This is a genomic window from Flavobacterium zhoui, from assembly GCF_042787235.1.
GTDB classification, from domain to species: Bacteria; Bacteroidota; Bacteroidia; order Flavobacteriales; family Flavobacteriaceae; genus Flavobacterium; species Flavobacterium zhoui.
Map to the genome: position 1 here is coordinate 77,999 of NZ_JBHZPY010000001.1, position 15,926 is coordinate 93,924.

Here is a 15,926-nt window from a genome sequence, read left to right on the forward strand (position 1 = left end):
TAATACAGCCCAATTCTATTACCTACCAAATTGCTGCTTATGAAGAAGATTGCTCTATTATTCATTGTTTATTTTATGAGTTTCACTTTGTTTTCACAAGAGCAAAAAAGACCTAAAGTAGGTTTGGTTCTGAGTGGCGGTGGCGCCAAAGGATTTGCACATATTGGTGTTTTGAAAGTTTTAGAAGAATCAGGAATCAAGATTGATTATATAGGCGGTACCAGTATGGGAGCGGTTGTGGGAGGATTGTATGCTTCGGGATACAATGCAAGTCAGATTGATTCTATTTTTCAGGCAACAAATTTCGATGAATTATTAAACGATTTCATTCCAAGGACATCAAAAAATTTCTATGAAAAGCGTAATGATGAATTATATGCATTGGTGTTGCCATTTAATAAATTTAAAATTGGAATCCCGGAAGCGTTATCAAAGGGGATGTACAATTATAATTTAATGAGCAGACTGACAAAGCACGTTAGGCATGTGAGAGACTTCAGTCAGCTTCCAATTCCTTTTTTATGTATTGCTACTGATATAGAAACAGGACGTGAGGTGCTCTTAAATAAAGGTAATTTGGCACAAGCAATGATGGCTAGTTCCGCATTTCCATCTCTGTTTTCTCCGGTTGAAATTGATGGAAAATTACTAGTTGATGGAGGGGTTTCCAATAATTATCCAATTGAGCACGTAAGGGAATTGGGTGCTGATATTATAATTGGGGTAGATGTTCAAGATGATTTATTAGACAGAACACAGCTTAAAAACGCAACAAGAATTTTAGTTCAAATTACAAACCTTCATTCAATAGAACGAATGAAGCAAAATATTAAAGAAACGGATATTTACGTAAAACCAGATATTAAGGGATTCGGAGTGATTTCTTTTGACAAAGGGAAAGATATTATTAGAACAGGTGAAGACGCAACATTCGCTGTTTACGAAAAGATAAAGATGCTTGTTGATGAGTCAAATCCATATAAGAAGCCGAAACTAAAAATGGAATCCGACAGTTTACAAATTAACGATATCAATTGTAATGAGTTGGATAATTATACAAAAGCGTATGTCATAGGGAAATTAAGATTTAAGCCAGGTGTCAAAACGGATTATAAGGGTTTGCTAATGGGAATAAATAACATTAACGCCACGCAGAACTTTAGTACAATATCATACAGTTTAGACCCCAACAAGAATGGGGATGAGTTGAATCTTAGTTTAAAAGAGAATGCGACTAAATCCTACTTGAAATTTGGATTGCATTATGACGGACTATTTAAAAGTGCCGTATTAATAAACCTGAGCCGTAAAAAAACGTTGTTTAAAAATGACATTGCATCTTTAGATTTAGTTTTGGGGGATAACTTTAGATATAATTTTGATTATTATATTGAGAATGGATTTAATTTAAGTTTAGGTTTTAAATCACAATTTAATCAGTTCAACAGGAATGTTACCAGTGATATAAGCAGTATAGATTTGTCTCCGTTAGGAATCAGCTCTATAAATGTCGATTTTTCAGATGTTACAAATCAGCTCTATTTTCAATCCTTGTTTGTGCAAAAGTTTTTAATAGGAGGTGGAATCGAATATAAATTTTTGAAAATAAATTCTGAAACTTTATCAAATATAAATCCTTTAATCGACAAGAGTACCTATGCCAGTATTTTTGGATACATGAAATATGATTCTTTTGACAATAAATATTTCCCTACAAAAGGATGGTGTTTTTCAGGTGACATCCAGTCCTATTTATTTTCGTCAAATTATACCAGGAATTTTAAACCTTTTTCTATTGCAAAAGGTGATTTTGGAATAGCAGCAACCCTTTTCAAAAATACTACAGTTAAATTTCAAACGGAAGCAGGCTTTTCTTTTGGTCCTGAAAGTGTTGCTTTCTTTGATTTTATTTTAGGAGGATATGGCTATAATATGATAAATAATTTCAGACATTTTTATGGATATGATTTCTTAAGTATTGCGGGAAATAGCTATATTAAATCCACAGGAACCATAGATTATGAGTTTTATAAAAACAATCATTTTAATTTTTCGGTAAATGTCGCTAACATAGGGGACAGGCTTTTTGAAACGGTAAACTGGATTTCAATACCCAAATACACAGGTTATGCAGCAGGATATGGATTAGAAACGATAATTGGACCTATAGAAATTAAACATTCCTGGTCACCTGAAACTAAAAAAGGATATACCTGGTTTAGTATTGGGTTTGTGTTTTAATTGTAATTTATTTCAATAATAATTCCGATATTTGTTATTATGAAAACAACTTGGACCGGTTTATTAGGATATCTGCAATTTCTTATCAAGAGAAATCCTGAATGAGAAATTAATTAGATAATAGAGATTCACTTGAATCAATCTAATTCGATCATTATCTAAATACTTTTTTTATCTCATTGTATAATTATATAATTTAAAAAGTCATGCCTTTATACCATAAATTGGGAAATTTTCCCCAAAAAAGACACACGCAATTCGAAAAACCAAATGGAGGTTTGTATTACGAACAACTATTTGGAACGGAGGGTTTTCATGGTCATTCCGCTTTGCTTTACCATGTTCACAGACCAACTCAAATAAAAGAAATAACAAAATCGTATTCGGTTGAACCAAAAATCGCCATTGGCAAAAACATAAAATCTTTATTGCTGAAAGGTTTTGACCTAAAACCCGAAGATGATTTTCTGGACAGTCGCAAAGCGATGCTTGTAAACAAAGACTGTATTATAGGACTCGCTGCGCCAAGACAGTCTTTGCGTAATTATTTCTATAAAAATGCCGATGCTGATGAAATGATTTTCATTCACAAAGGAAAGGGAAAATTGCGCACCATGATGGGAAATATTCCTTTTGAATATGGAGATTATCTTATTATTCCGCGTGGAATGATTTATCAGATTGATTTTGAAACATCCGAAAACAGACTTTTCTACGTTGAGTCTTTCGCTCCTTTTTATACGCCAAAAAGGTATAAAAATGATTCAGGGCAACATTTAGAGCATTCTCCGTTCTGCGAACGCGATTTTATTTTGCCAAATGAGTTAGAAACGTATGATGAAAAAGGCGATTTCCTGATCAAAATCAAAAAAGAGGGAATGATGCACGAAATAATCTATGCTACACATCCTTTTGACGTTGTAGGTTGGGACGGTTATAATTTTCCTTATGGATTCAGCATTCACAATTTTGAACCTATAACAGGTAGAGTTCATCAACCACCACCAGTACACCAAACTTTTGAAACTTCGACTTTCGTGGTTTGTTCTTTTGTTCCAAGGCTGTACGATTACCATCCAAAAGCCATTCCTGCGCCCTATAATCACAGCAACATAGACAGTGATGAGGTTTTGTATTATGTAGATGGCGATTTCATGTCACGTAATAATATTGAGCAGGGTCATATCACATTGCACCCAAAAGGAATTCCTCATGGACCGGCACCAGGCGCTATGGAACGCAGTATTGGACATACTGAAACCCATGAGTTAGCCGTAATGGTGGATACATTCCGTCCTTTAATGGTAACCGAAGAAGCAATGGGACTAGACGATGGCCAGTATTACAAATCTTGGGTGGAGTAATAAGGAGCTATTTCCTGCTATTCGTTGCAATCTTTTTTTCGGTTAAAAAACCTCAAAAAAGGATTTTCACTGCTATCAGGGCTAGGGCTTCAGTATAAATAACAACATATTTTTAAATTAATAAAATCTTTGTAAATCGGTTTTATCGGCGTTATTCGCGTTGCAAAATCAGATTTATAGAATAAAAAAATAAATACCATGTCAAAAGAAGTAAAATCAGTAGAATACGGACTAGAGAAAATATTTGAAGGAGCACAAGATTTCCTTCCTTTATTAGGAACCGATTATGTAGAATTCTACGTAGGAAATGCAAAACAATCCGCACATTATTATAAGACGGCTTTCGGTTACCAATCATTGGCTTATGCAGGATTAGAAACGGGAGTGAGAGACAGAACGTCTTACGTGCTAAAACAAGATAAGATCCGCATCGTATTGACCACGCCCTTAACACAAGATTCTCCAATACAAGAACATTTGAGAAAACATGGAGACGGAGTAAAAGTTGCTGCGTTATGGGTAGAAGATGCAACCAGTGCGTACGAAGAAACTATGAAACGTGGAGCTCGCTCTTTTATGGAGCCGACAGTGGAGAAAGATGAATTTGGAGAAGTAGTGCGTTCCGGAATTTATACCTATGGAGAAACCGTTCATATTTTTGTCGAACGAAAAAATTACAATGGTGTTTTCTTGCCTGGTTATAAAGAATGGAAATCAGATTACAATCCAGAACCAACAGGATTAAAATATATTGACCACATGGTGGGTAATGTAGGCTGGAATGAGATGAATACTTGGGTTAAGTTCTATGAAGAGGTAATGGGATTTGTAAATTTTCTTTCTTTTGATGACAAACAAATTAATACCGAATATTCGGCCTTGATGAGTAAAGTAATGTCTAATGGAAACGGAAGAATCAAATTTCCAATCAACGAACCTGCCGAAGGAAAGAAAAAATCGCAAATCGAGGAATACCTAGACTTTTATGGTGGACCTGGAATTCAGCATATCGCCATTGCAACGGACGATATTATCAAAACCGTATCGCAATTAAAAGCAAGAGGAATCGAATTCTTATCAGCTCCGCCACATACTTATTATGAGGCTATTCCGCAACGATTGGGAGAGCACATGAAAATGATGAAAGAAGATTTGAATGAAATCGAGAAACTTGCGATAATGGTTGACGCCGATGAAGAAGGGTACCTATTACAAATTTTTACAAAACCCGTACAAGATCGACCAACGTTATTTTTCGAAATTATTCAGCGCATGGGAGCCAAAGGTTTTGGTGCAGGTAATTTTAAAGCGCTTTTTGAATCAATTGAAAGAGAACAGGCATTACGAGGAACGCTATAGAAGTATGTTTTTTTTATGTAATGTGAAATTTTAACCGACGAATTACCTGTATTTTTGAGTAATTTGTGTTAAAGTGTATTTTTTACTAAAAAATACTGGGTTTGTTAATTACCTTTGCACTCGCAAAACAGGAAGGGGTGGTTTCCTTCCGAAATTGATATAAATTTCATAATTTATAGTTTTTTGGTTAGTTAATAGCATAAAAACTCAGTCATTATTTGACTGAGTTTTTTTGTTTTAATATATTTGGAACAAAATTTGCAGTAACGGTCAATAATCTGACAAAAAAAGCAATGAAAAAAATACTACTACTCCTAATATTTGTAACAACTGTAAGTTTCGATTCTAAAAAGGAAGACGCATACGATGTGGGTGAATGGTTTAAATTCAGAATCCATTACGGTATAGTGAATGCAGGTTACGCGACTTTAGAAGTTAAAGATGCAACTGTAAATGCCAAAAAATCATTTCATGTAATCGGGAAAGGGTATACTACGGGAATGTCTCGATTTTTTTTCAAAGTAGATGATTTATATGAAAGCTACATTGATAAAGAAACCGGAAACCCTCATCAATTTGTGAGAAATATAAACGAAGGTGGTTATACTAAAAATCAAGAAGGATTTTTTAATCAAATTACAAACAGAGTTCTTGTTAAGGATTATAAGCACAAAGAGGAAAAAACACTTATCATTCCAAAAAATACGCAAGATATATTGTCGGCCTTTTATTATTTAAGAAATTACCAAGGTATTGATAAATTAAAGGTGGGGGAATCAATAGCAATTGATATGTTTTTTGATGATGAAACTACAAAGTTTAAGTTAAAATTTATTGGACGTGAGGATATTACAACTAAATTTGGCGCTGTTTCCGCTATGATTTTTAGACCTCTTGTTCAATCAGGGCGCGTTTTTAAGGAGCAGGAAAGTCTAACGGTATGGGTATCAGACGACGATAATAAATTACCATTACGAATCAAAGCAAGTCTGGCTGTAGGGTCAATCAAAGCAGATTTGGATGCATTCAAAGGATTGAAGAGCCCGTTTAAAATAAAAAAATAATGACTGATAACAGTAATTCGGAAGAAATTTTAAAAGAAATTGAGCTTAAATACCAGGCAATAAACCAAAAAACGGAGACGCAATTAGAAGGATTACTTTGGTCTAAACCAATTACTTATTGGGATTATATTCAAACCGATGCGTTATTAAATCTTCAAATTCAAAGAACAACTCTTCCGGACGAAATGGTTTTTATCATGTATCATCAGGTAAACGAACTGATCTTTAAAATGATACTTTGGGAGATGAACCAAATTTCGTACGCACAAAACATTGAAACTGATTTTTTTACAGAAAGGTTAATGAGAATCAGTCGGTACTTTGATATGCTGACCACTTCTTTCAGTATTATGGGAGATGGAATGGAAGTTGAGCAATACATGAAATTTAGAAATACACTTACACCAGCAAGTGGTTTTCAAAGTGCGCAATATCGATTAATAGAATTTTCGTCTACAGATCTAATAAATCTAATAGATCACCGTTTTAGAGATACGATTGACAGAAACACTCCTTTTGAATTTGCATTTGAACATTTGTATTGGCAAGCTGCAGGTAAAGATTATAAAACGGGAAAAAAATCATTTTTGTTAGAAGAGTTTGAAAAAAAATACAAAAAGATGTTCTTGAGTCATATGCAGGAATACAACATCATAAATATTTGGCAAAAATTCAAACAGCTACCTGATTTGGATCAAAAAAATCCTGAATTGATTAACGCAATGCGCCATTATGATCATACAGTGAATATTACTTGGGTGATGCAACATCTTAATACAGCAAAGAAATATATTGATCAAAGCGGGAAAGGAAGTGGAGAAGCAACTGGTGGAAGCGATTGGAAAAAATACATGCATCCTAAGTATCAAAGAAGAATATTTTTTCCTGAATTATGGTCAACTGATGAGTTGGCAAATTGGGGAGAAGAAAAATAATTAAATTACAAATGAATTACAGTTTGAAGAAAGTATTAATTGGTATCGTAATTTTATTTTCATTTATATCGTGCAAGAAATCCGAAGTTACTTTTGAGGATGAAATTGTGAGGCCGGTGTCCAAAAAAGTTGAATTTGGATTTAAATATTCTGATTTCAACGTCATTAAGGACACTATAAAAAAGGGAGACACTTTCAGTACTATTATACAAAAACAAAATATTGGCAACAGAGAGGTATTTGATATTGTTAAAAAAGTAAAGGACTCGTTTGATGTCAGGATTATAAGAAAGAACAAGCCTTATACCTTGCTTAGATCCAAAAATAAAACCAACAAATTACAGGTTTTTATTTACCAGCCAGATGCATTACACTATTATGTTGTTGATTTACGTGATACAACCGTAGTCGCTTATGAAAAAACCTATCCGCTTACTTTTAAGAATAGAACGATTGGCGGGTTACTTAAAGGATCTTTGTCTGAAACTTTAGAAAATGCTAAAGTAGAAGGTTCGTTAGCGAGTAAAATATCTAAAATATATGCGTGGTCAATAGACTTTTTTAAACTAAAAAAAGGGGATCGATTTGGAATTACTTTCAAAGAGCGATTTATAAATGACACGGTTTATGATGGTGTAGAAGATCTTGAAGCAGCTTTTTTTGAATATAAAGGAAAAATTATTTATGCCTTTCCTTATGCTCAAAATCCGTCATCAGGTAAAATAGAATATTATGATGAGGAAGGAAAAACACTAAAAAATTTCTTTCTCAAAACACCAATAAAATTCAGCAGAATTTCATCCCGATTTTCTTCTAATCGATTTCATCCTGTGCAACATACCTGGAAAGCGCATAAAGGAACAGATTATGCTGCGCCCTATGGAACGCCTATCACAACCACAGCTGCCGGGACTGTAGAGCAAACAGGTTTTACTGCTGGTAACGGAAATTTTGTCAAAGTGAAACACAATGGGACCTATTCGACCCAATATTTGCACATGTCGAGAATTTTGGTGCGACGCGGACAACATGTCAATCAAGGGCAAGTCATAGGGAGAGTGGGAAGTACAGGTTTAGCAACAGGTCCCCATGTGTGTTATAGATTTTGGAAAAATGGAGTTCAGGTTGATGCTTTAAGACTTAAACTACCTAACGGTGAACCTATGAGCGGTAGAGATAAAAGTCGATTTTTAAAGACGATTGCTCCTCTAAAATGGGAATTAGATAGTGTTTCTAATTTGTAATTTTGTTCTATTTATAGAATAATGGATTTCCCTAAAAATCTTGATTAGCAATTCAAAACTTTAGGTATTCAGCGTTTTTATAATATATTGTTATATAATTGTAAACGCATTTTTCATTAAAACTAATTTCAGTATTTTTGCCAAAAACTAAATAGAACTACAATCCAAATAGAAATGGCATTAAATACGATAAACCCAACAGAAACAGTAGCTTGGAAGAAACTTGAATTGCATTATGAAGAAATGCAAAAAGCTTCGATGCATGAAATGTTTCTATCCGATACTTCAAGAACAGAAAAATTCAATTTGAAATGGAATGATTTTTTAATTGATTATTCAAAAAATATCATAACTCAGGAAACGATTGCATTGTTGCTGGAATTGGCAGATGAAGTTGGACTTAAAAGCGCGATCAAAGATTATTTTGATGGAGAGATTATCAACCAAACAGAAAATAGAGCTGTGCTTCATACGGCTTTAAGAGCCAAAGAATCAGCTGTTGTAAATGTTGACGGTATAAATGTTGTTCCTGAAATTTATGATGTAAAAAACAAAATAAAGGTATTTACAAATGAAGTTACTTCTGGTAAAAGAACCGGATTTACGGGGAAATCTTTTACTGATATTGTAAACATTGGTATTGGTGGGTCAGACTTAGGTCCAGCTATGGCAGTTGAAGCATTACAATTTTATAAAAACCATCTAAACGTGCATTTTGCGTCAAACGTTGATGGGGATCATGTAAATGAAATTATCAAAAAATTAAATCCAGAGACTACTCTTTTTGTTGTTGTTTCCAAAACATTTACTACACAAGAAACGCTTACTAATTCTGAAACTATCAAAAAATGGTTTTTATCCCGAGACTTCGGGACAGCTCAAGAAGATGTTGCTAAACATTTTGTTGCGGTTTCTACCAATATTGAAAAAGTAACTGAATTTGGAATAAATCCTGACAATGTATTTCCTATGTGGGATTGGGTTGGTGGCCGTTTTTCTTTGTGGAGTGCAGTTGGTCTTTCGATAAGCTTAGCTGTAGGATTTGAAAATTTTGACGAATTATTGAGCGGTGCAAATGAAATGGATGAACATTTCAAAACTACTGATTTCGATCAAAATGCGCCAGTCATTTTGGCTTTATTAAGTATTTGGTACAATAACTTTTTTGGAGCTGAAAGCGAAGCCTTGATTCCATACACCCAATATTTGCAAAAATTAGCGCCTTATTTGCAGCAAGGAACGATGGAAAGTAATGGTAAAAGCATGGGCAGAGACGGTAATGCGGTAAACTATCAAACCGGAACTATTATTTGGGGTGAGCCGGGAACTAATTCTCAACATGCCTTTTTTCAATTAATTCATCAGGGAACTAAGTTGATTCCGACTGATTTTATTGGATTTGTAAAACCATTGTACGGAGATGAAAATCATCATGATAAATTGATGTCTAACTTTTTTGCTCAAACAGAAGCTTTAATGCAAGGAAAATCAAAAGAGCAAGTTCAAGCAGAATTTGACAAACAAGGGTTGCCTGCTGATAATGCAAATTTTCTTTTGCCATTTAAAGTTTTTACAGGCAACAAGCCCACAAATACTATCTTAATACAAAAACTGACTCCAAAAACCTTAGGTTCTCTAATTGCATTATATGAACACAAGATTTTTGTCCAGGGGATTGTGTGGAATATTTTTAGTTTTGATCAATGGGGTGTTGAACTTGGAAAACAACTAGCAAGCTCTATTTTAGAGGAAATTAATACCAAAAAAGTAAAAAATCACGATAGTTCAACTGCTTTTTTATTGAGTTATTTTTTGAAGAATAAATAGGCTCTATTTTTTATTTTACACTAACTTACAGGAAAACCCCTATTTCATTAGAAAATTGGGGTTTTCTGTTTATAAGTAGCTAAATGATAGTTTTTTGGTTAATTAAATTTGGTGATTTTTATTTTTTTTCGAATGTTATTTTTTTATGAAATTAGCAATAGAATTAAGATATAATTTACTTAAGTGTAAATATTTAACTGTTTATATAATTAATTTATTTAATAGCAATATATCTATATTAAAAACATGCTTTCTTAACGTTATATTAACTTTTCAAAGTAAAAATGTTATATTTTTGCCAATAATTAATAAATCAAACAAAAAAGCAAAAATGAAAAAAGTTACATTTCTTTTTATTTTTTTTCTGTCGGTAATCGGATATGCCCAGGTTACAACCTCAGGGATTTCGGGAACAGTAAAATCAACTTCGGGAAAAAAACTTACAGGTGCATCCATACAAGTGATTCACCAACCATCAGGTACAAAGTATAATACTAGTTCAGATCTTTCTGGGGCTTATGCTATTCCTGCAATTAGACCAGGAGGTCCTTATATTGTGAAGGTTTCTTATGTAGGATTTAAACAAGCAGAAATAACTGAAGTTAATGCTCCGTTAGGAAATAATACTACTGTAAACGTTTCACTTGAGGACGAAATAAATTCACTTCAAGAGGTTGTTATAACTAAAACAAAATCGAACGGTGTTTTCTCAAAAGGAAGAACTGGAGCTTCGCAACAGTTTTCAAACAGACAGATTAATGCTGTGCCAGTAATTGGCGCGAGATCTATTAATTCAATCACAAAATACAATGCTAATGCTGGTGGTGGAGGTTCTTTTGGAGGACAAGATTCAAGATTAAATAATTTTACCATTGATGGTTCAGTTTTTAATAATGGTTTTGGTCTTGGTTCTGACGCACAAGCAGGAGGAAGAACAGGTTCTACAGCAATATCGTTGGATGCTATTGAGCAGTTACAAGTAAGTATAGCGCCATTTGATGTTCGTCAATCTGGTTTTACTGGTACAGGAATCAATGGGGTTACCAGAAGTGGAACTAATGAAATTGAAGGATCAGTTTACAACTCTTTCAGAAGTAATAAAAAAGATTTTGTTGGAACAAAGGCTGGAGAATTAAGAATAGCACCCGCTACTTTTAATGAGAAAATTTGGGGAGCAAGAATTGGTGCTCCAATCATCAAAGATAAATTGTTTTTCTTCGGAAATTTCGAGACTATTGATAATACAAGTCCTGCTACAACATGGACTTCTACTAATTCTCCAAATGGAGGTACTCAGGTTTCGGCACCGACTTATGCTCAAATGCAAACGCTTTCTGATTTTATGCAGAATAAATTTAATTACACGACAGGTCCTTGGGAAAATTATGATGCTGCTAAAGTGTCAAAAAAATTCCTTGCTAAAATTGACTGGAATATAAACGATGATAATAAATTTTCAGTACGTTACGTTCATCATGATTCATCTTCTGATGAATTGACATCTAATTCTAATTCATTAGGATTTGGAAATAGAAGAACGAATGCAAATGCAATGTCATTTAAGAATAGTGGATACGTTGTAGAAGATAATACTAGATCTATTGTTTTGCAATTAGACAGTAAATTATCGTCAACTTGGAGTAATAATTTTATTGCAGGTTATGACAAACAAATTGAGGATAGAGGTTTACAAGGTGGAGGTTTATTCCCTACAATTGACATTAAAAATGGAACAGTAAGCCCTAATACAGTAGGGAACTTAACTCTTATGTCAGTAGGTTTAGATCCTTTTACACAAGGGAATAAATTAAATTATTCTACTTTACACTTTACAGACAATGTAACAAAGTATTTAGGAAAGCATACACTATTGTTTGGTGTGAATTATGAGCATTTCAAATCTGAAAATTTATTTTTCTCAGGTTCAAATGGCGTATTTATATTCAACTCTTTAGATGAATTTTATAATGCTGCCAATGAATCAATCGCTTTAAATGGTGCGCCTTCTGTTTCTAACTTACCAGTTAGAACTCAATTTAGATATTCAGCATTGCCTGGAGGTGAAGAGCCACTACAGATTTTAAAATCTGATAAAATTGATGTTTATGTACAAGACGAGGTAAAAGTAAGCGATCAGTTTAAACTTACAGTGGGTGTTAGAGCTACAAGAGTATCTTTTGAAAATACGGCACTTGAGAATCCCAAGGTAACAGCTTTAAGTTTTGCTAATGGTCAAAAATTGAATACTGGCGATATGCCAAATACGCAATACCTTTTTGAGCCAAGAGTAGGTTTTAATTTAGATGTAACTGGAGACGCTACTACACAAGTTAGAGGAGGATCTGGAGTTTTTACAGGAAGACCGCCCCTTGTGTTTTTGTCTAATGCAATCGGGAATAATGGAGTGCTTACAGGAATAGTAGATGCAGGTGATGCAGCTGTTGGAGCAGGTGGTTATGGTTTTACTGCAAATCCAGCACAATATTTCACACCAGCAACTCCTACGCTTCCATCAACTTTTGATTTAGCTTTTACGGATAAAAAATATAAATTTCCACAAGTTTGGAAAACTACTATTGCAGTTGATCAAAAATTACCATTAGGTTTTGTAGGTACAATTGAAGGTATTTTTAGTAAAAATATCAATGAAGTAGGGTATTATAACGCCAATTTTGAAAACCCAGTTGGAACAATAAGCGGTCCGGATAATAGACCTTTATTCGCAGGAAATGACAACGGGGTACGTATTAACAATAATGTTTCTAATGCAATTGTTCTTAATAATACAAACAAAGGGTATTTTTATTCTACAACTTTCAAGTTAGAATATCCTTATAGAAATGGACTTTGGGGTTCATTCTCTTATACGCATTCACAAGCTAATGATTTACTTTCAGCAGGTTCAACTGCATCAGGAAGTTGGTCAGGTGCCAGATCTGTAAATGGAAATAATAACTTACCATTAGGTTTGTCTAATAACAATACTCCACATAGATATGTAGGGATTGTAGGTTATAAAATTGAATACGGTGACAAAACAGGAGCAGCTACTTCAATTAATTTAGGTTACATTGGAGAACAAGGAAGTCCGTTTTCTTATACGTATAGTGGAGATTTGAATGGAGATCGTATTAATGGTAATGATTTACTTTTTGTGCCTAACAAAGCTTCAGATATGCGTTTTTCTCCAATTTCTCAAAACTTAGGTGGTTCTTCAATTGTATTGTATACAGAGGCTCAACAACAAGAGGCTTTTGATAAATTCATTGATCAGGATCCATATTTGTCGTCTAATAGAGGTCAATATGTACAGAGAAACAAAAATATCTTGCCAATGTTACACAGAATAGATTTATCTGTAACTCAAGATTTCTTTATTAAAATTGCAGGTAAAAAGAATAGTTTCCAATTTAGAGCTGATGTTTTAAATTTCACAAACTTCTTGAATCGTAATTGGGGTATATCTCAAAGAGCAACAACAACAAATATATTAGCAGTAGCTCAAGCACCAAGTAGTTCTAATAATTTTACTCCTTTTTATACTTTAGCGTTACAAACGGATAATGAAGGGAAAAGATTTTTAGCAAAAGATACCTTCCAAAAGAATGCATCAGTTTTTGATGTTTGGCAAGCACAATTTACTTTAAGATATACTTTCGGTAAATAAAATAATTATAATACAAAAACATTTAAATAGACAATTAGTATATAATCATAAAATAAATAATCATGAAAATTAAAAATCAAATCCTATATTTTTTTACAGTTTTATCTGTTGCTCTTATGACATTCTCTTGTACTGACGATACAAAAGAAGTAGTAAAATTGAAATCTATAGTTGAAATTGCACAAGCTGATCCAGCTAATTTCAGTATTTTAGTAGACGCATTGAAAAAAACAGGTTTAGATGTTACCTTGAGTAATCCGGGATCATATACTGTTTTTGCTCCTACAAATGCTGCTTTTACTGCCGCAGGTATTACAAGCGCTAGTATCAATGCTATGGTTCTTCCGGCTGATATTGCTAATTTAAAATTAGTTTTACAAAACCATGTAATTGGAATTGGAACTCGATCTGCTGATTTAGTAGCAGCAGGAACTTTTAAAACATTTGCGTTTATCAAAACAACTGCTACTGCGACTACAGGAGCTAACTTAAACTTATTTATTAGTAAATCAGGTACTGATATTATCTTAAATGCTGGTGCTACAAATGGTGGAGCTAAAGTTACTACTGCTGATGTTGATGCTAGCAATGGAATTTTATATACTATCGATGGAGTGTTAAAACTGCCGACAATTGTTAATCAAATCGTTTCGAATCCGAGTTTGTCTTCTTTATTAGGTGTTGTTACAAGCACTCCACAAGCGTCAATATTGGCAATTTTAAATGCTGCTACTGGAACTGCAGCTGTTACGGTTTATGCTCCAAATAATGATGCATTCACTGCAGCTAAAGGAACTGGAGGGTATTTAGTTGGTAAAACTGATGCTCAAATTACAAACATCTTAAAATATCATTTAGAAAACGGTAATAAAACGGCAAGTTCAGCTACTTCATTTACTTCTTCTACCGCAACTGCTGATGTTTCTGTTACAACGTTATATACTCCTAATAAATTTACAATCTTATTAGGTACCGTTAAAATTAAAGATATTGTAGCAACTAGTAACGGTACAATTAAAGTAATTAATATTCAAGGTACTAATGGCGTAATTCAAATAATAGATAAAGTATTGCAACCGTTTTTGTAAGACTTTAATCTAGATTTTATAAACTACTCAAAATTTATTTTGGGTAGTTTTTTTTATAATATCATTTATAAAACCACTTTGGCTTTTAGCAATAAGTGGTTTTTTTATGCCTTTTTTTCTTATATTTGTTAAAACAAAAACTATTTATATGTACGAATTTATTCAAAAATTTCATTCTGGTTGGGCTTATTTAGCGCTTTTTTTATTAGTTGTGGCAGTGATTAATTCATTTATTGGAATGTTTTCCAAAAAAGAATTTACTGAAAAAGACAGGAAAATAGCATTGTTTGGATTAATAGGAATACACACCCAACTGTTGATAGGGTTGATTTTATATTTTGTTTCCCCGCTGGGTTTTGCATCTTTTGGTCAAATGTCAGATAAAGCATTGCGATTGACTTCGTTAGAACACCCGTTAATCAATATTATTGGGATTGCTTTGATTACAATAGGATGGTCTAAGCATAAAAAATTGACAACAAGCGAATCAAAATTCAAAACTTTTTCTATTTTTTATGGTTTAGGATTACTCCTTATTTTGAGTAGAATTCCATGGTCTATGTGGTTTTAAAAAATCTATTGAAGCTCTAGAAATAGAGCTTTTTTTATCTAGGTATGGTTTTTGTAAAATAGGATTAACTAAAAGAAGAGTATATGAGAAAATTAATTACATTATTTTTTTTGCTAACAATTATAGGTTTAGTCAGCAGTCAAAGCCGTGGTTTAAATAAACAAAAAGCTTCCGTACAAAAGGACACTATTAAGAAAAGTAAAATGGTACTTGGACGTCAAGAAATTATTTCGGATACTTTACTAGTAGAAAACGGAAAATTTAAAATTTATAAAACGGATGCTCATGCTTCCTATTATGCTGATAAATTTAACGGTAGAAGAACAACAAGCGGCAGAAAATTCGATAATAACAAATATACTGCAGCACACAAAAAACTTCCTTTCGGAACAAAAGTGAAGGTAACTAATGAAGCTAATGGAAAGTCAGTGATTGTCGAAATTACAGATCGAGGTCCATTTGTAAAGTCAAGAGAAATTGATTTATCTAAGAGAGCCTTCAATGATATTGCTTCTCGTAGAGACGATGGTTCTATGCAGGTGACTATTGCGGTTTTAAACAACTAA

Annotated in this window: 11 protein-coding genes; all 11 read left to right on the forward strand. The window is 33.3% G+C overall.

Going from position 1 to position 15,926, the window contains the following annotated elements:
- The first annotated feature begins 39 nt into the window (after positions 1-39).
- The gene (locus ACFX5F_RS00390; protein ID WP_379848847.1) at positions 40-2,241 is read left to right on the forward strand and encodes a patatin-like phospholipase family protein; all 2,202 of its coding nucleotides are present in this window, start codon (positions 40-42) and stop codon (positions 2,239-2,241) included.
- 206 nt (positions 2,242-2,447) lie between these two features.
- Positions 2,448-3,605, forward strand: coding sequence for a homogentisate 1,2-dioxygenase (locus tag ACFX5F_RS00395; protein ID WP_379848849.1), 1,158 nt, complete (start codon positions 2,448-2,450; stop codon positions 3,603-3,605).
- Between the two features lie 198 nt (positions 3,606-3,803).
- Complete coding sequence (hppD, locus tag ACFX5F_RS00400; protein ID WP_379848851.1) at positions 3,804-4,964, forward strand: 4-hydroxyphenylpyruvate dioxygenase; 1,161 nt, start codon at positions 3,804-3,806, stop codon at positions 4,962-4,964.
- 293 nt (positions 4,965-5,257) lie between these two features.
- On the forward strand, positions 5,258-6,028 hold the full coding sequence (locus ACFX5F_RS00405) for a DUF3108 domain-containing protein (protein WP_379848853.1): 771 nt from the start codon (positions 5,258-5,260) through the stop codon (positions 6,026-6,028).
- On the forward strand, positions 6,028-6,963 hold the full coding sequence (locus ACFX5F_RS00410) for a tryptophan 2,3-dioxygenase family protein (RefSeq protein WP_379848855.1): 936 nt from the start codon (positions 6,028-6,030) through the stop codon (positions 6,961-6,963). The genes ACFX5F_RS00405 and ACFX5F_RS00410 overlap by 1 nt, the downstream gene beginning before the upstream one ends.
- A 23-nt stretch (positions 6,964-6,986) precedes the next feature.
- Positions 6,987-8,207 carry a M23 family metallopeptidase gene (locus ACFX5F_RS00415; protein ID WP_379848857.1) on the forward strand — a complete coding sequence of 407 codons (1,221 nt, stop codon included), beginning with the start codon at positions 6,987-6,989 and terminating at the stop codon, positions 8,205-8,207.
- Between the two features lie 174 nt (positions 8,208-8,381).
- Positions 8,382-10,034, forward strand: a complete 1,653-nt coding sequence (gene pgi / locus ACFX5F_RS00420; protein WP_379848859.1) for a glucose-6-phosphate isomerase — start codon at positions 8,382-8,384, stop codon at positions 10,032-10,034.
- Between the two features lie 331 nt (positions 10,035-10,365).
- Positions 10,366-13,701 (forward strand): TonB-dependent receptor, encoded by a 3,336-nt coding sequence (locus ACFX5F_RS00425; protein ID WP_379848861.1) that lies wholly within the window; start codon positions 10,366-10,368, stop codon positions 13,699-13,701.
- A 62-nt stretch (positions 13,702-13,763) separates the two neighbouring features.
- The gene (locus ACFX5F_RS00430) at positions 13,764-14,789 is read left to right on the forward strand and encodes a fasciclin domain-containing protein (RefSeq protein ID WP_379848863.1); all 1,026 of its coding nucleotides are present in this window, start codon (positions 13,764-13,766) and stop codon (positions 14,787-14,789) included.
- A 148-nt stretch (positions 14,790-14,937) separates the two neighbouring features.
- The gene (locus tag ACFX5F_RS00435; RefSeq protein WP_379848865.1) at positions 14,938-15,360 is read left to right on the forward strand and encodes a hypothetical protein; all 423 of its coding nucleotides are present in this window, start codon (positions 14,938-14,940) and stop codon (positions 15,358-15,360) included.
- 83 nt (positions 15,361-15,443) lie between these two features.
- Positions 15,444-15,926 carry a septal ring lytic transglycosylase RlpA family protein gene (locus tag ACFX5F_RS00440; protein WP_379848867.1) on the forward strand — a complete coding sequence of 161 codons (483 nt, stop codon included), beginning with the start codon at positions 15,444-15,446 and terminating at the stop codon, positions 15,924-15,926.